This window comes from Phaeobacter sp. HF9A (assembly GCF_011806385.1).
In the GTDB taxonomy this organism is placed as follows: Bacteria; Pseudomonadota; Alphaproteobacteria; order Rhodobacterales; family Rhodobacteraceae; genus Epibacterium.
Map to the genome: position 1 here is coordinate 1 of NZ_JAATOX010000019.1, position 18,202 is coordinate 18,202.

At 64.3% G+C, this 18,202-nt stretch carries 17 protein-coding genes; 11 read left to right on the forward strand and 6 right to left on the reverse strand.

Annotation, left to right across the window (positions count from 1 at the left end; genetic code table 11):
- Nucleotides 1-54 precede the first annotated feature (54 nt).
- Both HCZ87_RS05535 and HCZ87_RS05540 read right to left on the reverse strand, forming a co-directional pair.
- Nucleotides 55-765: an FkbM family methyltransferase gene (locus tag HCZ87_RS05535; RefSeq protein ID WP_167642775.1), complete on the reverse strand. Its 711-nt coding sequence runs from the start codon at nt 763-765 to the stop codon at nt 55-57.
- Between the two features lie 146 nt (nt 766-911).
- On the reverse strand, nt 912-2,726 hold the full coding sequence (locus HCZ87_RS05540; protein WP_167642776.1) for an acyclic terpene utilization AtuA family protein: 1,815 nt from the start codon (nt 2,724-2,726) through the stop codon (nt 912-914).
- Nucleotides 2,727-3,026: 300 nt separating this feature from the next.
- Here HCZ87_RS05540 and HCZ87_RS05545 point away from each other — a divergent pair, with 300 nt between their 5' ends.
- From HCZ87_RS05545 to HCZ87_RS05595, 11 genes are all read left to right on the forward strand, one after another.
- On the forward strand, nt 3,027-3,890 hold the full coding sequence (locus HCZ87_RS05545; protein WP_167642777.1) for a branched-chain amino acid aminotransferase: 864 nt from the start codon (nt 3,027-3,029) through the stop codon (nt 3,888-3,890).
- Between the two features lie 124 nt (nt 3,891-4,014).
- Nucleotides 4,015-4,470, forward strand: a complete 456-nt coding sequence (locus tag HCZ87_RS05550; RefSeq protein ID WP_167642778.1) for a universal stress protein — start codon at nt 4,015-4,017, stop codon at nt 4,468-4,470.
- Between the two features lie 190 nt (nt 4,471-4,660).
- Nucleotides 4,661-5,224, forward strand: coding sequence for a NifU family protein (locus tag HCZ87_RS05555; protein WP_167642779.1), 564 nt, complete (start codon nt 4,661-4,663; stop codon nt 5,222-5,224).
- Entirely contained in the window at nt 5,214-5,873 is a 660-nt protein-coding gene (gene tsaB, locus HCZ87_RS05560; RefSeq protein ID WP_254868532.1) for a tRNA (adenosine(37)-N6)-threonylcarbamoyltransferase complex dimerization subunit type 1 TsaB, read from the forward strand. Before HCZ87_RS05555 ends, tsaB begins: the two co-directional genes overlap by 11 nt.
- Nucleotides 5,866-6,318: a GNAT family N-acetyltransferase gene (locus HCZ87_RS05565; RefSeq protein ID WP_167642780.1), complete on the forward strand. Its 453-nt coding sequence runs from the start codon at nt 5,866-5,868 to the stop codon at nt 6,316-6,318. Before tsaB ends, HCZ87_RS05565 begins: the two co-directional genes overlap by 8 nt.
- 135 nt (nt 6,319-6,453) lie before the next feature.
- The gene (locus tag HCZ87_RS05570) at nt 6,454-7,449 is read left to right on the forward strand and encodes a BMP family protein (RefSeq protein ID WP_167642781.1); all 996 of its coding nucleotides are present in this window, start codon (nt 6,454-6,456) and stop codon (nt 7,447-7,449) included.
- Between the two features lie 188 nt (nt 7,450-7,637).
- Nucleotides 7,638-9,167, forward strand: coding sequence for an ABC transporter ATP-binding protein (locus HCZ87_RS05575; protein ID WP_167642782.1), 1,530 nt, complete (start codon nt 7,638-7,640; stop codon nt 9,165-9,167).
- Complete coding sequence (locus HCZ87_RS05580; protein ID WP_167642783.1) at nt 9,168-10,262, forward strand: ABC transporter permease; 1,095 nt, start codon at nt 9,168-9,170, stop codon at nt 10,260-10,262.
- Nucleotides 10,262-11,269: an ABC transporter permease gene (locus HCZ87_RS05585; protein WP_167642784.1), complete on the forward strand. Its 1,008-nt coding sequence runs from the start codon at nt 10,262-10,264 to the stop codon at nt 11,267-11,269. The genes HCZ87_RS05580 and HCZ87_RS05585 overlap by 1 nt, the downstream gene beginning before the upstream one ends.
- 204 nt (nt 11,270-11,473) lie before the next feature.
- On the forward strand, nt 11,474-12,391 hold the full coding sequence (locus HCZ87_RS05590; RefSeq protein WP_167642785.1) for a sulfite exporter TauE/SafE family protein: 918 nt from the start codon (nt 11,474-11,476) through the stop codon (nt 12,389-12,391).
- Nucleotides 12,391-13,158 carry a TIGR02186 family protein gene (locus HCZ87_RS05595; RefSeq protein WP_167642786.1) on the forward strand — a complete coding sequence of 256 codons (768 nt, stop codon included), beginning with the start codon at nt 12,391-12,393 and terminating at the stop codon, nt 13,156-13,158. Before HCZ87_RS05590 ends, HCZ87_RS05595 begins: the two co-directional genes overlap by 1 nt.
- A gap of 126 nt (nt 13,159-13,284) precedes the next feature.
- On the opposite strand, the gene HCZ87_RS05600 is transcribed toward HCZ87_RS05595, so the two are convergent.
- The 4 genes from HCZ87_RS05600 to ccrA form a co-directional block, all read right to left on the reverse strand.
- Nucleotides 13,285-14,022, reverse strand: a complete 738-nt coding sequence (locus HCZ87_RS05600; RefSeq protein WP_167642787.1) for an SDR family oxidoreductase — start codon at nt 14,020-14,022, stop codon at nt 13,285-13,287.
- Nucleotides 14,019-15,560: an ATP-dependent RecD-like DNA helicase gene (locus HCZ87_RS05605; protein WP_167642788.1), complete on the reverse strand. Its 1,542-nt coding sequence runs from the start codon at nt 15,558-15,560 to the stop codon at nt 14,019-14,021. Before HCZ87_RS05605 ends, HCZ87_RS05600 begins: the two co-directional genes overlap by 4 nt.
- Before the next feature lie 96 nt (nt 15,561-15,656).
- Complete coding sequence (locus HCZ87_RS05610; RefSeq protein WP_167642789.1) at nt 15,657-16,376, reverse strand: autoinducer binding domain-containing protein; 720 nt, start codon at nt 16,374-16,376, stop codon at nt 15,657-15,659.
- Nucleotides 16,377-16,797: 421 nt separating this feature from the next.
- On the reverse strand, nt 16,798-18,078 hold the full coding sequence (gene ccrA / locus HCZ87_RS05615) for a crotonyl-CoA carboxylase/reductase (protein WP_167642790.1): 1,281 nt from the start codon (nt 18,076-18,078) through the stop codon (nt 16,798-16,800).
- Nucleotides 18,079-18,202 lie beyond the last annotated feature (124 nt).

Sequence of the window (18,202 nt, forward strand, 5' to 3'; positions counted from 1 at the left end):
GGCCGCATCCTTCGGTGGCGCCGCTGGCGCGGCGCGGTTGCGCGTGCTGCCTGGTTAGCCCGCCACATCCCCCTCGCGCAGGCAGGTCCAGACGATGCGGGTGGAGACCTCCTGCACCTTGTGAAACCCCGCCGCGCGCAGGACATTCTTGCACGCGCGCATGCCCGCGACCTCATAGACCTCGGGGTGAAATTCGATCACGATGGCGCGAAAGGGCGCAAGGTCCATCGCCTGCAAAAGCGCCAGCTCGCCGCCCTCGATATCCATCACCAGAACCGTCGGTTCGAGCTCCGCCACCACCTCGGCCAGATCCACCGTCGGCACTTTGACCACCCGCGAGGGCCGCCCGCTCTCGTTGATCAACGACGAGCCGAGAAAGCTGCTGCGCAGGTGGAACTCCATATCCGCCGGGCGATCCTCGCCCGCAAAGAGCAGCTGATTGCGCAGCTCGATCCGGTCCTCAAGACCGTTCATCTGATGCAGGGCAGAGATCACCGGGATCAGCTCCGGGTTGGCCTCAAAGGACAGCACCTTTTGCGGTTTGGCATTCTGCGCGATCACCGCGCCCACGATCCCCAGCCCGGCGCCGACCTCCAGCACCCTGTCCTCGGGCCCCACCACATGCAGGGCACCGGCGATCTCCGGCCCTTCATAGCGGGCTTCGTTGATCCGCTTGATGCGCGTCTCGTTCAGGAAGCGGGACATCGGGACCTTGACGCCGTGACATACTGCGGCGACCTCCGGGGCGGGGGCGGGCTCTGACATGCTGTATTCTGCTCTTTCTTGTCATCGGGGTGGCCGTTGGTGCGGCTCCGAAGACCCCAACAGGCGTTGGCCGCCACTCTGGCGCAAGAGACGCGGCAAAGGCAAGCATCCGCACGCCCAGGCCCGGCCCGGTCGCCGCTCTGGTGCTATTGACGTGCGCTGCTCAGCAGGGACCAATCCATCAGGATCGGGGCCGCCAGCACCAGCTGCGCAAAGCCCCTGCCCTGCGGATCATTGCGCAACGAGCGGCAACCGCCGCCGCCCAGCGCCCCCGAAATCGTGATCGTCATCGCATGCAGCCCAGGCACCGGATAGCGCCTGATCCGCGCGCCTTTTTTCATAAAATGGCCAAAGACCTCTTGCAGATGCAGCTGGGTCAGCCCGGACCAGATCCAGGGAAGCTGCTCCGGGTGGCGGGCGATGACGCCAAGGGCAACCATATCGCCAAGATCACAACTGCGCGCAAAGGCCACCCGCGACAGCGGCATCGAGACCGTCGGCCCCTTCGCCATTGGCGCCCTGGGCGGATCCGGCGGCGCGACGGTCTTCACCGTATCCCGGGGCAGGCTGGGGGCGGGCTCCAGCAGCTTGCGCGGCGGGGCATTGCCGATCCGCAGGCTCAGTGGCACCTCCGATTTCGGCGTCAGATAGGAAAAGGACGCCAGCACCGGCGCCGGGCGCGGACGCAGGCCCGCACAACCGCAGAGCCCGGGCGGCGCCGCCTGTTCAAGCGCCATCAGCGCCTTCATAAAAACCATGGTGCCGCTGGCCTCCGGGTGGCGGACCGCGATCTTCAGCACCACCTCGCGCGCCACGTCAGAGGCGCGCAGGGCGCCGAACTGGCTCTCCCCGCCCAGGACCTCGACGCTGGTTTCGGCGAAGGGGGCGAGCTTGCGCGCCGCCACCCCCTCTGCCGCCCGGTGCAGCACCGCAGCGGCGAAATGTTCGGCCTTTTGTTCCGCATCCAGCCCATAGAAGGTGAGATATTGACCGATCCGAAACCCATCCCGCCAGGTCCCGCTGATCTTGTAGCGCTCCGGGGGCGGCAGGCCGCGCGCGCCGCGCAGGCGCACCCGGTCGGGGCCGATCTCCTCCAGCTGGAGGGCGGTCACATCGCAGATCACATCCGCCAGCGCATAGGCCGTGGGCTCGGCAATCCCGCCGAGAAGCTGCTCGCCCACCGTGCCGGGGCTGACCAACCCGCCGGTGCCCTCGGGCTTGGTCATCACAAAGCTGCCATCGGCCAGGATCTCGACGATCGGGGCCCCCAATGAGGCGATATCCCCGGCGACCTCCTCCCAATCGGTGAAATTGCCACCGCAGGCCTGCACGCCGCCCGCCAGCACATGTCCGGCCAGCCCGCCGCCCGCCAGATAGTGAAGATCGCGCGGCTCCCAGCCGAAATGCTGCATCGCCGCCCCAAGCGTCAGGGCGCTGGCCGCACAACAGCCGGTGATGATGATATCCGCCCCCTCGTCCAGCGCCGCGACCACCGGGGCCGCGCCGAGTTGCGCGTTGAGGCTGGTGATCCGCTCCGCCGGGGGAAACTCCGCCTTGCTGTCCAGATCCAGCGGCGCGCGTTTGGCGATCTTGTCCAGCTCCGGCATCAGATCATCGCCGCTGATCGCCGCCACCTGAAGCGCAAGCCCCGCCTGTTTGACCGCCTGCATCACCATCGCCGCGCAGGCCTCCGGGTTGGCGCCGCCCGCGTTGGCGATCACTTTCACCCGCTGCGTGGCGATCTGTTTCAGATGGGGCAGCAGCGCATCATTCAGAAACTCGACAAAAAAACCCGCCTTGGGATCCTGCCGCCGGGCCTGGGCCTGGATCGCCATGCTCGTCTCGGTCAGGTAGTCATAGACCAGCACATCCACCTGCCCCGCAGCCAAGAGCTGCTGCGTGGCCTGCGCCGCGTCGCCCCCGTGGCGACAGACCCCACCGACGCGCAAAACATTGCTCATTTCAGGCAGCCCGGCCCCCTTTCCCATATTCGCGTTCAGATCCCGCGTTCGCGTTCAGGCCGAAATCCGCCGCGGCGACTCGCCTTTTTCTGCGCTCATCATGGCGCAATCGGGGGCGCTGAGTCTCGGGGATGTCGCAATTTTCTTGATTTTACGATATGTTAGCGCAAGTGCCCCCTCCCGGACCCCGACCGCGCGGTGCCGGTGCCTTGGGACAAATTGGCACTGGACCTTGCCCGGCCTGCCGCCTAACGTCGCGATTGTATCCAATCCTGCCCTTTCCAAGACCCGAGGTTTCCCATGGCTGTCGGCAGCACCATCCGCACCTATTTCAACGGCACCTGGCATGACGGCGACACGCCGATCATCAAAGCCGCCGACCACGCCGCCTGGCTCGGCTCCACCGTGTTTGACGGTGCGCGCTGGTTTGACGGCGTCACCCCCGACCTGGACAAGCACTGCGCCCGCACCAATGCCTCTGCCGAGGCGCTGATGATGGCCGCCACCGTGCCCGCCGACCAAATGGTGGAAATCGCGCTGGAAGGGCTGAAGGGGTTTGCGCCCGATGCGGCCGTCTATATCCGGCCGATGTATTGGGCCACCGATGGCGACCAGAGCGTGATTGCCCCCTCGCCCGAAGCAACGCAATTCGCGCTCTGCCTGGAGGAGATCCCGATGGCACCGGCCGACGCCAGCGCGACGCTCACCCGCACCCGTTTTCGCCGTCCGGTGCTGGAATCTGCGGTGATCAACGCCAAGGCCGGCTGCCTTTATCCCAACAACGCCCGGATGCTGCGCGAAGCCCGCGCCAAGGGCTTTAGCAATACGCTCACCTGCGATGTGATGGGCAATGTGGCCGAAACCGCGACCGCGAATATTTTCCTGGTCAAGGATGGCGAGGTCTTTACCCCGATCGCCAATGGCACCTTCCTCGCCGGGATCACCCGTGCGCGCCATATCGAAAACCTGCGCGCCGATGGGGTCACCGTGCATGAAACGGTGCTGAGTTATGCCCATTTCGAGGTCGCGGATGAGGTCTTCATGTCCGGCAACCTGTCCAAGGTCACCCCGGTCACCGCCTTTGACGATGTCACCTACGCCCATGGCCCCATGACCAAACGGGTGCGCGAGCTGTACTGGGATTGGGCCAAATCCGGCGCCTAGGGGCGCGCCGGGCGCGCGGGCAGCGGATCGCGCGCCACCGCTCCAGACCGGCCTCCTGCACGGATCTATTGCGCGGAGGCATCGCATCGGCCAATATACGCGTCACACGAGAGCAGAGGGTTCCATGCGCAAATTCCTGGTGGTGCTGGACGACAGCCGAGAATGCCTGAACGCCATGCGCTTTGCCGCCATGCGCGCAGCCAAGACCAACGGCGGCGTGCAGATCCTGTCGATCATCCCGCCGGATGAGTTCAACCACTGGATCGGCGTCGGCGAGGTCATGCGGGAAGAGAGCCGCGAGCGTATCCACGCCCATTTCGAGGTCTTCGCCAAATGGATGCGTGACCGTCAGGGCGTTGACCCGGAGCTGGTGGTGCGCGAAGGCGAGATCGTGCCCGAGATCCACGCCCAGATCGAAAGTGACCCGGAAATCGGCGTGCTGGTGCTGGGCGCGGCCAGCGGACGCAAGGGCCCCGGCCCCATCGTCAGCCAGCTGATCCGCACCGCCGGATCGCTGCCCTTTCCCATCACCATCGTGCCGGGCGACATGTCCAAGGAAAAGCTGGAGGCCATCACCTGACGGCCCCGCCCGCCCCTCTCACAGCCACGCCGCCCGCATCAGGCCCCCGCGCAGAGCCGCGCCTCCGAAGGTCCCGGCCAACATGCCAAGGCTTGCAATTCGCGCCGCAGCCGCTAATTTAGAACCATTCCAAAACTTGACAGGCCCGGGGCGCAGGCGCATATCCCGGTGACCCTGATGGAGAGCCGATATGTTTATCCAGACCGAATCCACGCCGAACCCGGCAACCCTGAAATTCCTGCCCGGCCAGACCGTTCTGGAAGCAGGCACCGCCGATTTCCCCTCCGCCGAGGCCGCCGGCAAATCGCCGCTGGCACAGCGCATCTTTGCCGTGGGTGGCGTCACCGGAGTGTTCTTTGGCAATGATTTTGTCACCGTCACCAAGGATGACGCGGTCGAATGGGATCACATCAAACCCGCAGTGCTCGGCGCGGTGATGGAGCATTACCAATCCGGCCAGCCGGTCATCGACGAGGGCGGGCAGCAGGCCTCGGGCCACGCTGAACACTCCGGCGAGGATGGCGAAATCGTCAACCAGATCAAGGAATTGCTGGACAGCCGCGTGCGCCCGGCGGTGGCACAGGATGGTGGCGACATCACCTTCCACGGTTTTGATCGCGGCGTTGTCTACCTGCATATGCAGGGCGCCTGCGCGGGCTGCCCCTCCTCGACGCTGACCCTGAAAATGGGCATCGAGAACCTGCTGCGCCACTACATCCCCGAAGTGACCGAGGTCCGCCCCGTTGCCGTCTGACCAAGACCCGGCCAAGGCGCTGATCCTGGCGTTTGATACATCGGCCGCGCATTGCGCGGCCGCTTTGCTGCGCGGTGACGAGATCCTGGCCCAGCGCCAGGAAGAGATGGCGCGCGGACAGGCCGAACGGCTGATGCCGCTGCTCGAAGAGGTGCTGGCGGCGGGCGATGCAACCTGGGCCGACCTCGACGCGGTGGCGGTGGGAATCGGGCCGGGCAATTTCACCGGCATCCGCATCTCTGTCTCGGCGGCGCGGGGGCTGGCGCTGGGGCTCGACAAGCCGGCCATCGGCATCTCCAGCCTGGAGGCGCTGGCCTGCGGGGCCGAGGGTCCTGTGGTGACCAGCCTCGATGCGCGGCGCGAGATGCTTTATGTGCAGATCAATGATCAGCCGCCCTGCCTGACCACGCTGGAGAGCCTGCCGCCCCTGCCCGACGCGCCGCTCTGCCTCGGCCATGCCGCCGCCGGGATCGCGGCCCGCTGCAAGGGCACCGTCGCCGCCGCCCGCTATCCCATGGCCGAGGCGATCGCGCGCGTTGCCGCCACGCGGCTGGGCCAGCCCGACCTTCCGCCGCCCGCGCCGCTCTATCTGCGCGAGGCCGATGCGGCGCCGTCGCGGGAGCAGCCCCCGGCCCTGCTCGATGACTGAGACCGCAGCGACCGTGCCGCCAAGCGCCGAGGCGCTGGCCGCGACTCACGCGGCGGCCTTTACCCAATCGCCCAGCCCGTCGCGCCCCTGGTCCGCCAGCGAGATCGCCGACCTTCTGGCGGATCGCTTCACCTATTTCACCGGCGACGCCCGCGCCTTTGCCCTGGCGCGCGAGATCGCCGGAGAGGCGGAGCTTTTGACCATTGCCACCCATCCCGATCATCACCGCCAGGGTCTGGCCGCGCAGGTGATGCAGGACTGGATGCAAAAAGCCGCAAGCCGTGGCGTCACCGACGCTTTTCTTGAGGTCGCAGAAGACAATACCGCCGCACGGGCGTTATACTGCCGATGCGGATTCGGGCTTGTTGGGATTCGAAAAGCCTATTATCCGCGCCCACCGGCGGCAGCGGCGGATGCTTTGCTCATGAAACGGCTGCTTCCCTAGCGGAAGCCCTGTTTTCTGAACCGATTGGTCAATAATGGGTTGACCCCGGACCAGCGCAAGAGGCTAAATCGCTCCACCTTTTAGAACGGACACGCCCGCCATGCGGGGCAGAACAAGAATACTGGGAGTATGTGAATGACCCTGATGAAATCGCTCATGGGCGCGGTGGCCACCGTCGCACTGACCGCAGGCGCCGCGCTGGCGAATCCGGCGCTGATTTTCGACCTTGGCGGCAAGTTCGACAAATCCTTCAATGAGGCGGCCTTTAACGGCGCGCAGCGTTGGGCCGACGAGACCGGCGGCAAATACCTGGAAATCGAGATGAAGTCCGAGGCCCAGCGCGAGCAGGCGCTGCGTCGCTTTGCCGAATCCGGTGCCAACCCGATCATCACCACCGGTTTTGCCATGAGCGCGCCGCTGGCCGAAGTGGCCGCTGACTACCCGGACACCAAATTCGTCACCATCGACGGCTGGGTCGATGCGCCGAACGTGCATGTGGTCAGCTTCACCGAGCATGAAGGCTCCTTCCTTGTTGGCATGCTGGCGGCGGAAGCCTCCAAATCCGGCACCGTTGGCTTCATCGGTGGCATGGATGTTCCGCTGATCCGCAAATTCGCCTGTGGCTATGCCCAGGGCGTCAAGGCGGTGAACCCGGATGCGACCGTGATTGCCAATATGACCGGCACCACCCCGGCGGCCTGGAATGACCCGGTCAAGGGCTCCGAGCTGACCAAGGCGCAGATCTCCCAGGGCGCGGATGTGATCTACGCCGCGGCTGGCGGCACCGGTGTTGGCGTACTGCAAACCGCAGCCGACGAAGGCATCCTGTCGATCGGCGTGGACAGCAACCAGAACCACCTGCACCCGGGCAAGGTTCTGACCTCGATGCTGAAACGCGTTGACGTGGCCGTCTACAACATCATGAGCGCGGGCGAGGATCTTGAGGTTGGCAAGGTCACCCTCGGTCTGGCCGACAATGGTGTGGGCTATGCCATGGACGACAACAACGCCGATCTGGTCAGCGCCGATATGCAAGCCTCTGTCGAGGACGCGAAGGCGAAGATCATCGCGGGCGACATCAAGGTTCACGACTATACCAGCGACGACAGCTGCCCGGTTCTGAACTTCTGATCCACATGACCCGCCCCCCGCGTCGCCATCGGCATCTGCCCGGCAGCGGGGGGCAAGAATATGGCCCGGAGGTCACGCCCATGTGCCCTCCGGGTTTGGTATTTCCCGTCCCGGTCCTTCTCTTGACAAGAATATAACGTGCAGGCTCTAGCTGCATGAACCGGCGATGAGGTGACAGGGGAGCCCCGATGACGGCACCAGCAATCGAACTCAAAGGCATTTCCAAGGCCTTTGGCCCGGTCCAGGCGAACAAGGACATTTCCATCAGCGTCCAACCCGGGACGATCCACGGCATTATCGGCGAGAACGGTGCCGGGAAATCCACGCTGATGAGCATTCTTTACGGATTTTACAAAGCCGACAAAGGCGAGATCTGGATCAAGGGCAACAAGACCGAGATCCCCGACAGCCAGGCCGCCATTGCCGCCGGAATCGGCATGGTGTTCCAGCATTTCAAGCTGGTCGAAAACTTCACGGTGCTGGAAAACATCGTGCTTGGCGCCGAGGATTCCGGCCTGCTGATGCCCTCGCTCTCGCGCGCCCGTAAGGAGCTGAAGGAGCTGGAGGAAGAATACGAGCTCTATGTGGACCCCGACAAGCGCATTGATGAGATCGGCGTCGGCATGCAGCAGCGGGTGGAAATCCTCAAGGCGCTCTATCGCAAGGCCGAGATCCTGATTTTGGACGAGCCCACCGGCGTGTTGACCCCGGCCGAGGCGGACCAGCTGTTCCGCATCCTCGACCGGCTGCGCTCGGAAGGCAAAACCATCATCCTGATCACGCATAAGCTGCGCGAAATCATGGAATATACCGATACCGTATCGGTGATGCGGCGCGGCGAGATGAACGCCACCGTGAAGACCTCCGAAAGCAGCCCCGAACAGCTCGCCGAGCTGATGGTGGGCCGTAAGGTGTTGTTGCGGGTGGATAAAACCCCCGCCACACCGGGCAAGCCGATCCTGGAGATCGAGAAGCTCTCGGTGGTGGACGAGGCCGGGGTGCAGCGCGTCAAGGACATCGACCTAACCGTGCGCGCGGGCGAGATTCTCGGCATTGCCGGGGTTGCGGGCAATGGTCAGTCGGAACTGCTGGAGGTTCTGGGCGGCATGCGCCCCGGCACCGGCACGATCCGCATCAATGGCCAGCCGCTGCCGCTTTCGGGGGCCGGATCGGATGCACGGTCACGGCGCCATGCGGGCATTGCCCATGTGCCCGAGGATCGCCAGCGCGAAGGTCTGATCATGGATTTCGACGCCTGGGAAAACGTCGGCTTTGGCTATCACCGGGAAGCCGAATACAAAAAGGGCCTGTTGCTGGACAACGCCGCCCTGCGCGCGGATACCGCCGCCAAGATGGAAAAATTCGACGTCCGCCCCCCCAATCCCATGCTCGCCGCCAAGAATTTCTCTGGCGGCAACCAGCAGAAAATCGTTGTCGCCCGCGAGATCGAGCGCAACCCCGACCTGCTGTTGATCGGCCAGCCGACCCGCGGCGTGGATATCGGCGCCATCGAATTTATCCACCAGCAGATTGTCGCCCTGCGCGATCAGGGCAAGGCGATCCTGCTGGTGTCGGTAGAGCTGGAAGAGATCCTGTCGCTCAGCGACCGGGTTGCAGTGATGTTTGACGGCAAGATCATGGGCGAACGCGCCGCAGATCAGACCGATGAAAAAGAACTCGGCCTCCTGATGGCCGGCGTCGCGGGGGAGGCCGCGTAAATGGAAAAGATGCCTAAATGGGCCGATGTGGTGCTGATCCCGGTGATCAGCCTGCTTCTGGCCGCGATTATCTCCGCCCTTGTGATCCTCTTCATCGGCGAAAGCCCGACCGAGGCGCTCTCTCTCATGGTGAAAGGCGCGCTGGGGTCCACCTATGGCTGGGGCTATACGCTCTATTATGCCACCAACTTCCTGTTCACCGGGCTTGCGGTGGCGGTGGCCGCCCATGCCGGGCTCTTCAACATCGGCGGCGAGGGGCAGGCGATGATCGGCGGCCTCGGGCTGGCGATCGTCTGCCTTTATATCCCCTTCCCGCATTGGTCGATCGCCTTGCTGGTCGCCGGTCTGGGGGCTGGGCTCTTTGGTGCGGCCTGGGCGGCGATCCCGGCCTATCTGCAAGCCAAACGCGGCAGCCATATCGTGATCACCACCATCATGTTCAACTTCATCGCTGCGGCGGTTCTGAACTACATGCTGGTCAATGCGCTGAAACCCAAGGGCGCGATGGATCCCTCCACCGCGAAATTCCAGGAGGCGGCGCAGCTGCCCTCGCTGCACGAGATCCTGGCGCCGATCGGCATCGAGTTCTCCAAATCCGCCCCCGCCAATGTGACGCTCTTTGTCGGTCTTGCCGCCTGTGTGGTGGTCTGGGGCCTGATCTGGCACACGCCGCTGGGCCACGAGATCCGCGCCCTGGGCAAATCCGAGCGCGGCGCGGTTTATGCGGGCATTTCGCCGGTGCGCACCATCATGGTGACCATGCTGATTTCCGGCGCGCTCTGCGGCTTGATGGCGACCAATAACGTCATGGGCGAGGCCGAACGGCTGGTGCTCAACGCCACCGAGGGCGCGGGCTTTATCGGCATCGCGGTGGCCCTGATGGGCCGCAACCACCCCTTTGGCGTCTTCCTTGCGGCGATCCTTTTTGGCTTTCTTTATCAGGGCGGGGCGGAGCTGGCGCTTTGGACCAATATCCCCTCTGAACTGATCGTGGTCATTCAGGCCCTGGTGATCCTGTTCACCGGTGCGCTGGACAACATGGTGCGCATGCCGATCGAGAAGATCTTCATTGCCCTGCGGAAGGAGAACGCCTGATGGATTTCCTGACCCTGATCCAGGTGCTCGACAGCACCGTGCGCATGGCGACACCCCTGTTGCTCGCCTGCCTGGCTGGATTGTTTTCTGAGCGCGCCGGCATTTTCGACATCGGCCTTGAGGGCAAGATGCTGATGGCGGCGTTTTTCTCCGCTGCGATCGCCGCCATCACCGGCAATGTCTGGCTTGGCCTTCTGGCGGGCATCGCCGCCTCGCTGGCGCTCTCGGCCCTGCACGGGCTGGCCTCGATCACCTTTCGCGGCAATCAGCTCATCTCTGGCGTGGCGCTGAACTTCCTGGCCTCGGGCCTGACGGTTCTGATCGCCGAGAGCTGGTTCCAGCAGGGCGGGCGCACGCCGTCGCTGCTGACACAGGGCCGCTTCAACGGCATCGAGCTGCCCTTTGCCATCGGCCCGACCGACGCCGAGGCCGCGGGCCGTCCGCTCAGCGAGCTGATCGCCAATGCCAATGTGGTGCAGCAGCTCTATTCCGAGCTGATCTCCGGCCATTCCATCCTGGTCTATGTCTCCTTCCTCGCCGTGCCGCTGACCTGGTGGGTGCTGTTCCGCACCCGCTTTGGCCTGCGCCTGCGCGCGGTGGGGGAAAACCCGGCAGCGGTGGACACGGCGGGGATCTCCGTGGTGCGGCTGCGCTTTGCGGCGATTGCCATCTGCGGTCTGCTCTGCGGTATCGCGGGGGCCTATCTGGCGACCGGCCTGCAAGCGGGTTTTGTCAAGGAGATGACCTCCGGGCGCGGCTATATCGCGCTGGCGGCGCTGATCTTCGCCAAATGGCGGCCCTGGCACGCGCTGGGGGCCTGTCTGCTGTTCGGTCTGCTTCAGGCGGTCGCGCTCAGGTTCCAGAGCATCCAGCTGGGTGGTTTCACCATTCCGGTGCAGGTGATGGACGCGCTGCCCTATATCCTGACCGTGGTGATCCTGGCCGGTTTTGTCGGCCGCGCCATCCCACCGCGCGCCGGTGGGCAACCCTACGTCAAGGAGCGTTGAGCCCTTAACCCTCCTGTTCCGCGGGCGAGCCCCCTCGCCCCCTGTAGCGCCCTTGCCTCAGATCCGAGCGCAAGGGCGTTTTTCATTCGCCTGCTGTCGCTTTCGCGACCGGTCTGCTCTACAGTTGATGAAACCCCGCCCCGCGGATGTCGCGTGGTCAAAATTTTCAGTGCTTCACTGGCCCATAAAAGACGCCCCAAGCATATGTATATCTATCTTCCCATCGCCGAAGTCGCCGTAAACGCTTTTCTCGTTCTCGGACTCGGCGGCATGGTGGGCGTGCTGTCGGGCATGTTCGGGGTGGGCGGTGGCTTTTTGCTGACGCCCTTGTTGTTCTTTATCGGCATTCCGCCCTCGGTCGCGGTCGCCACCGGCGCCAATCAGATCGTGGCCTCCTCGGTCTCTGGTGTGCTGGCGCATCTGCGCCGCCGCACGGTGGATCTGAAGATGGGCATGATCTTGCAGGCGGGCGGGCTGGTTGGTGCCACCCTGGGGATCGTGATCTTCAACTACTTGAAATCGCTGGGGCAGGTCGATCTCTTCGTGACCCTGTGCTATGTGGTCTTCCTCGGCATCGTCGGCGGGCTGATGTTCATCGAGAGCCTCAACGCCCTGCGCAAATCCAAACGTGGCGCACCGGCCGCGCGCAAGCAACGCAGCTGGATCCATGCCCTGCCGTTCAAGATGCGCTTTCGCACCTCCGGGCTCTATATCTCGGTGCTGCCGCCCATTCTCGTGGGGGCCTTTGTCGGCATGCTGACCGCCATCATGGGGGTTGGCGGCGGTTTCATCATGGTTCCGGCGATGATCTACCTTCTGGGCATGCCGACCAAAGTGGTGGTCGGGACCTCGCTGTTTCAGATCATCCTGGTGACCGGCGCCACCACCATGATGCATGCGATCACCAACCAGACCGTCGATATCGTGCTGGCCGTGCTGCTGTTGCTGGGCGGCGTGGTGGGGGCGCAATTCGGCACCCGTATCGGCGCCCTGCTGCGGGCCGAGCAGCTGCGCATCCTGCTGGCCCTGCTGGTCATTCTGGTCTGCGCCAAACTGGCGCTGGATCTGCTGCTGGAACCTTCCGAGCTCTATTCCCTCAGCCCGTTGCGGGAGGCCAAGTAATGCCCCTGATGCGCGCTGTCCTGCTGTCGATCTGTTCGCTGTTCTGGGCCACCCTGGCCCCGGCGGAGGAAATCGTGCTTGGCCTGAGCCAGGATCGGGTGGCGATCACCGCCACCTTTGACGGCTCCGAAATCCTGATCTTTGGCGCCGTCAAGCGCGAAGCCCCGATCCCCGCAACCGCCCCGCTGGAAGTGGTGGTGACCGTCTCCGGCCCCGACGAGCCGGTGATGGTGCGTCACAAGACCCGCAATATGGGGATCTGGATCAATACCGAAAGCGTCGCGGTCGATTCCGCGCCCAGCTTTTACGCCGTCGCCACCAGCGCGCCGTTTTCCCAAGCGATGAGCGACACCGAAGATCTGCGCCACAAGGTCTCGATTCGCCGCGCGATCCGCTCCGTTGGCTCCGAAATCGAAGGCGCCGAGCGCTTTACCGCGGCGCTGATGCGCATCCGCGAGGAAAACGGGTTTTACAGCCTGCGGGAAAACACCGTGGCGCTGGATCAGCAAACCCTGTTCCGCACCGCACTCAGCATGCCCGCGGATCTGATCGAGGGCGAGTATAAGACCCGCATTTTCCTGACCCGCGCGGGCAAGGTGGTGTCGCATTATGAAACGGTGATCGCGGTCAACAAGGTCGGGATGGAGCGTTTCCTGTTCAACCTCTCGCGCGAACAGCCGGCGCTTTATGGCGTGCTGGCGCTGTTGATCGCCGCCATCGCCGGATGGGGCGCTGCGGCAGGGTTCCAGCTCTTGCGCGACCGCTGATCCCGGGTGTGACCGCGCCGCGCGCCCGCGCGCGGCGCCCGGCCCAACCAGAGGCCAGGTGCCGTCAGGCGCAGGGCAAATGGGCGGGAGCACCCCCGGCCTTCGCGCGCCCCCTCGATGGCCTCTTCAGCCCCGGCCGATATAGGGCATGCGCGTTGCCATCACCGTCATGAACTGCACATTCGCCTCCAGCGGCAGATCCGCCATATGCAAGACCGACCGCGCCGCGTCGGCCACGTCAAAGGCTTCCATCGGCGGCGCTTCGGGGTTCAGCTCCGCATGGCGCTGCGCCAGCCCGTCCACCATCGGGGTGCGGGCATTGCCGATGTCGATCTGACCACAGGCGATATTGAAGGCGCGGCCATCCAGTGACAGCGATTTGGTCAGCCCGGTGATCGCAGATTTGGTCGTGGCATAGGGCGTGCTTTCGGGGCGTGGGACATGGGCGGCGATCGAGCCATTGTTGATGATCCGCCCGCCCATCGGCTGCTGATGCCGCATCCGCGAAAACGCCGCCCGGGCGCAGAGGAACATGCCGGTGAGGTTGACATTCACAGAGGCGAGCCAGTCTGACAGCGGGATCTCGTCAATCAACCCCGGCGGGGTGAAAATGCCCGCATTGTTAAACAGCACGTCCAGATGTCCGGCCTCCGTGCAGAAGCGGTCAAAACCGGCCTCCACCGCCTCGGGGTCGGTCACATCGGCAGCCAGCACGATGGCACGGCGATGCCCGGCAGCGATTTCCGCCAGCCGATCCGCGCGCCGTGCCAACAGGCCGACCGTCCAGCCCTGCGCGAGGAAGAGCTCCGCCACCGCCTGGCCGATACCGGAACTGGCGCCGGTGATCAGGATGGATCGTGTCATGGGCTTGCCTCCGCCTCCTGGGTTTCCAATGTCAGGGTCGGCGCCGCAACCTGGCGCAGGTCATCCACCCGCAAGGGGCCAGTGGGTTTGGCCAGCCGGTTGCGCACCACCCAGATCAGCCGTTCCTGGGCGCGGGTGATCGCCACATAGGCCAGCCGTTTCCACAAGGGCTGCCCCGCTTCCCCCCGCCCCATCCGCGCGGCGGCATAGATGTCGGGAGCAAAGACCTGCGTGGTGTCCCACTGGCTGCCCTGCGCCTTGTGGATCGTCACCGCCGCGCCATGCAGAAAGGTCGCCCCCATGCGGGCGGCAAAGGGGATAAACGGCTCTTCCTCATCGGGTTTTTCGATCTTCACGATCGAGGCGGCCGAGATCTGCGGATCTTCGGCGCCCATCACATGCAGCCGCGAGAACCCGGGCTTGCGACCGGGGCCGAGGTAGATCACCTGCGCGCCCTTGATGAGGCCCCGCGCCTCCAGGTCCAGCCGTTTCTTGCGGTGTTTCAGCGGCAACTCCAGCCCGTCGCAAATCAGCGGCTCGCCCTCCAAAAGCTGATCCTCCGGCGCGCCATGCACCGCGCGAAAGGCGTTGATCAGCCGGATGCGGGTGTTGTTGCGCCAGACCAGCACCGGCGAGCGCGCCATCAGGTCGACCTCCACCCGCTGGCCCCAGACCACCCGCTCGTCCTGGCGGGCCTTGTCTTCGACCATCCGTTCGAAATCGTCAAACCCCAGCTGCGGATCCGCCAGGGCATGCGCCAGATCGAGGATCGGATTGTCCGCCTCCTGCCGGTGAATGCGGTTAAGGATCAGCTGGCGCTCCTCGGGCAGATCGTCAAACACCATCGAGCCGGACTGGTTGACCGGCGCCAGCTGCGCCGGATCGCCAAACAGCACCAGCGTCGGAAAGATCTCCTTCAGGTCCTCGAACTGGCGGTTGTCCAGCATCGAGGCCTCATCGACAAAACCGATGTCCAAAGGCTCTTCGCGCCGTTTCCAGCCGGTGATGAAATCTGACCCGCGCAGCCCCGCCGCCGCCATTGCGCCGGGGATGGATTTGTTCTTTTCGTAAAACGCCGCCGCGCGCGCCAGCGCCTCGTCCGTCAGCCCGTCAATATCGGGCCGCTCTCCCTCGCCCGCCAGCCATTCGGCGATGCGCTCGTATTCCGGATCATACACCGGGGTATAAAGAATGCGGTGAATGGTGGTGGCGGGCACCCCGCGCAGGCGCAGCACGCTGGCGGCCTTGTTGGTCGGTGCCAGAATCGCCAGGGTGCGCTTGTCGCCCTTCTTGCGGCTCTCGTAATCGCCGGAGACAACCTCCACCCCCGCCGCCGCCAGCGCCTTGTAGAACTCGGCCAAAAGCAGGGTCTTGCCCGATCCCGCCTTACCGATCACGGCGGAAACGCCGGTCTCGCCGCGCGGCGGATGCAGCAGGTCTTCGCCCAGATCGACGCCAGCCTTGCGCAGCTGTTCTGTCAGGGCATCAAAGGCTTGCGCCTGATCGTCGGAGAATTGAAGGGCGGGTGTTTCTGTCATGGCGCGACCCTACAACCGCCCGCGGGCCGGCACCAGTGGGATTGATACGCGCCCCGCCCAAGCGCCAGGGTCAGGGGGGGCAACGCCGCTCTGCGATCAGACCGCGATCAGCCCCAGCGCGATCGCCTTGGCCACCGCATGGGTGGTGTTCTGCGCCTGCAACTTGTGGCGCGCGCCTTCGATATAGACCCGCAGCGTATGTTCGGAAATCTCCAGCGCCTCTGCCGCCCGGGCGCGGCTGTGCCCTTCGGCCAAGAGGCTCAGCGCCTCGTTCTCGCGCATCGAAAGGGGCTGTTCCGGCGCCGGGTAATAGTTCATTTCAAAATCAAGCGCGCGCCGGTTCACGTAGTGGGCCAGCAGGATCAGATCGCGGCTGTTCTTGCGGGCGAATTTATCCCAGGCGGGGCCGTCGCAGTTCTTGGTGATGGTGAACACCGCATATTGCCCCGCAGGCCCCCGCACCGGGATGCTATAGCCCTGCGCGCCCATCCCATGCGCCAGACTGTCCTTGCGAAACGCCGCGGCCAGCCGCGTGGACCAATCCAGGTCGCGCCAGTCCACGGGGTGAAAGGCGGTGTAGCAGGCGATCACCACCGGGTCGATCCGATGATAGCGCATCGCGATATAGCGATCCTGCCAGGCCAGCGGCAATGTGGTGAAACCACAGATGCTATCGGAGCGGTCCACCCAGCGATAGGACACATGGCCAAGGTCCAAAAGGTCCCGGAACCGCGTCATCAACTCCCTGATTTCTTCAAGGTTACTCGCCGCCTCGATCGCTTCGAGCATCGCATTCAGGGTCTGACGTTTCACCATTACCAACCACTCACCATCACATGCTGACGTGCGGTAAATCCGCGAAAAAAGCAACAGGACCGCCGCGCCAATCGCAGCGTTTTTCGCCCTTATCGCACACCACCCGGGCCTCTGCCCCACCGGATTGACGCGCCGGGCCACCATCTGCGGGCCGGAGCGGGGTGAATGATGTGCAATGGCATGCACCTTCTCTGTCAATCCGAAACAGGACTCGCTTCCCCCACAGGACCTCACCCAAACACATAAGAAACACGGCTGACGCCCCTGCCCCCCGCAGGGCCGCCGAATCCGATGTGACTCCTGTTTTAGACCAGCAGACTGGCCTCTGACCAGATAGAAGCTGTCATTTTGATAATAAAGCCCGGCTGCTGCGCAGCCGGGCCTCGGACGCGGGATCTCCCCGCAAAACCAGCATAAAACATTAGCCGTTCACGACTTCTTCCAGCGTGCGCAGCCCGGTGCGCGGCGCCTGAACCAGCACCGACATATTGCCCGGCTTATGTTCGTTGCGCAGCATCTTCATATGCGCCTGGGGCAGTTCCGCCCAGGAGAAGACCTCCGACATGCAGGGATCGAGACGGCGCTCCACCATCAGCTTGTTGGCGGCCGAAGCCTGTTTCAGATGCGCGAAATGCGAGCCTTGCAGGCGTTTCTGGTGCATCCACATATAGCGCACGTCAAAGGTGCAGTTGAAGCCGGAGGTGCCGGCGCAGATCACCACCATGCCGCCCTTTTTCACCACGAAGGTGGAGACGGGAAAGGTTGCCTCGCCGGGGTGTTCAAACACCATATCGACGTTGTTGCCCTTGCCGGTGATCTCCCAGATCGCCTTGCCGAATTTGCGCGCCTCTTTGAACCAATCGGCATATTCCGGCGTGTTCACGGTGGGCAGCTGACCCCAGCAATTGAAATCGCGCCGGTTCAGAACGCCCTTGGCGCCCAGCGACATCACAAACTCGCGCTTGCTCTCGTCCGAGATCACCCCGATGGCATTGGCGCCCGCCGTGTTGATCAGCTGGATCGCGTAGGAGCCAAGCCCGCCGGAGGCGCCCCAGACCAGCACGTTCTGGCCCGGTTTCAGATCATGCGGCTCGTGGCCGAAGAGCATCCGATAGGCGGTGGCCAGCGTCAGCGTATAGCAGGCGCTTTCCTCCCAGGTCAGATGCTTCGGGCGCGGCATCAGCTGCTGGCTCTGCACCCGGGTGAATTGGCTGAAGGAGCCATCCGGCGTCTCATAGCCCCAGATCCGCTGGCTGGTGGAGAACATCGGATCGCCGCCGTTGCATTCCTCGTCGTCGCCATCGTCCTGATTGCAGTGGATCACCACCTCGTCGCCGACCTTCCAGCGGGTGACCTTGTCGCCCACCGCCCAGACAATCCCCGCCGCATCCGACCCGGCGATGTGATAGGGGGCCTTGTGGCCGTCAAAGGGGCTGATGGGCTGGCCCAGCGCGGCCCAGACGCCGTTGTAGTTCACGCCCGCCGCCATCACCAGAACCAGCACCTCGTTGCTGTCGATGCTCGGCACATCGACCACTTCCTGCTGCATTGCGGTGTCCGGCTCGCCGTGGCGCTCCTTGCGGATGGCCCAGGCGTACATCTTTTGCGGCACATAGCCCATCGGGGGGATTTCCCCCATTTCATACAGATCTTTCTGCGGTGCGTCGTAGCTCATGATGCCGTCCTGCGTATCCAAAGCCATGCCGGTCTCCCCTGGTCTCATACTCCGGGATTCATGTCCCGATGACGTGAAATTCTGCGACGCAGAATCGCGTCCTCCCCTTATGGGTAAGAATGAGCGGGTAACATTGCAACCCCATTCGTGA

Coding starts and splice junctions, on each gene's coding strand:
- HCZ87_RS05535 (WP_167642775.1), bottom strand. CDS start 765: ATGTCAGAGCCCGCCCCCGCCCCGGAGGTCGCCGCAGTATGTCACGGC.
- HCZ87_RS05540 (WP_167642776.1), bottom strand. CDS start 2,726: ATGAGCAATGTTTTGCGCGTCGGTGGGGTCTGTCGCCACGGGGGCGAC.
- HCZ87_RS05545 (WP_167642777.1), top strand. CDS start 3,027: ATGGCTGTCGGCAGCACCATCCGCACCTATTTCAACGGCACCTGGCAT.
- HCZ87_RS05550 (WP_167642778.1), top strand. CDS start 4,015: ATGCGCAAATTCCTGGTGGTGCTGGACGACAGCCGAGAATGCCTGAAC.
- HCZ87_RS05555 (WP_167642779.1), top strand. CDS start 4,661: ATGTTTATCCAGACCGAATCCACGCCGAACCCGGCAACCCTGAAATTC.
- HCZ87_RS05565 (WP_167642780.1), top strand. CDS start 5,866: ATGACTGAGACCGCAGCGACCGTGCCGCCAAGCGCCGAGGCGCTGGCC.
- HCZ87_RS05570 (WP_167642781.1), top strand. CDS start 6,454: ATGACCCTGATGAAATCGCTCATGGGCGCGGTGGCCACCGTCGCACTG.
- HCZ87_RS05575 (WP_167642782.1), top strand. CDS start 7,638: ATGACGGCACCAGCAATCGAACTCAAAGGCATTTCCAAGGCCTTTGGC.
- HCZ87_RS05580 (WP_167642783.1), top strand. CDS start 9,168: ATGGAAAAGATGCCTAAATGGGCCGATGTGGTGCTGATCCCGGTGATC.
- HCZ87_RS05585 (WP_167642784.1), top strand. CDS start 10,262: ATGGATTTCCTGACCCTGATCCAGGTGCTCGACAGCACCGTGCGCATG.
- HCZ87_RS05590 (WP_167642785.1), top strand. CDS start 11,474: ATGTATATCTATCTTCCCATCGCCGAAGTCGCCGTAAACGCTTTTCTC.
- HCZ87_RS05595 (WP_167642786.1), top strand. CDS start 12,391: ATGCCCCTGATGCGCGCTGTCCTGCTGTCGATCTGTTCGCTGTTCTGG.
- HCZ87_RS05600 (WP_167642787.1), bottom strand. CDS start 14,022: ATGACACGATCCATCCTGATCACCGGCGCCAGTTCCGGTATCGGCCAG.
- HCZ87_RS05605 (WP_167642788.1), bottom strand. CDS start 15,560: ATGACAGAAACACCCGCCCTTCAATTCTCCGACGATCAGGCGCAAGCC.
- HCZ87_RS05610 (WP_167642789.1), bottom strand. CDS start 16,376: ATGGTGAAACGTCAGACCCTGAATGCGATGCTCGAAGCGATCGAGGCG.
- ccrA (WP_167642790.1), bottom strand. CDS start 18,078: ATGGCTTTGGATACGCAGGACGGCATCATGAGCTACGACGCACCGCAG.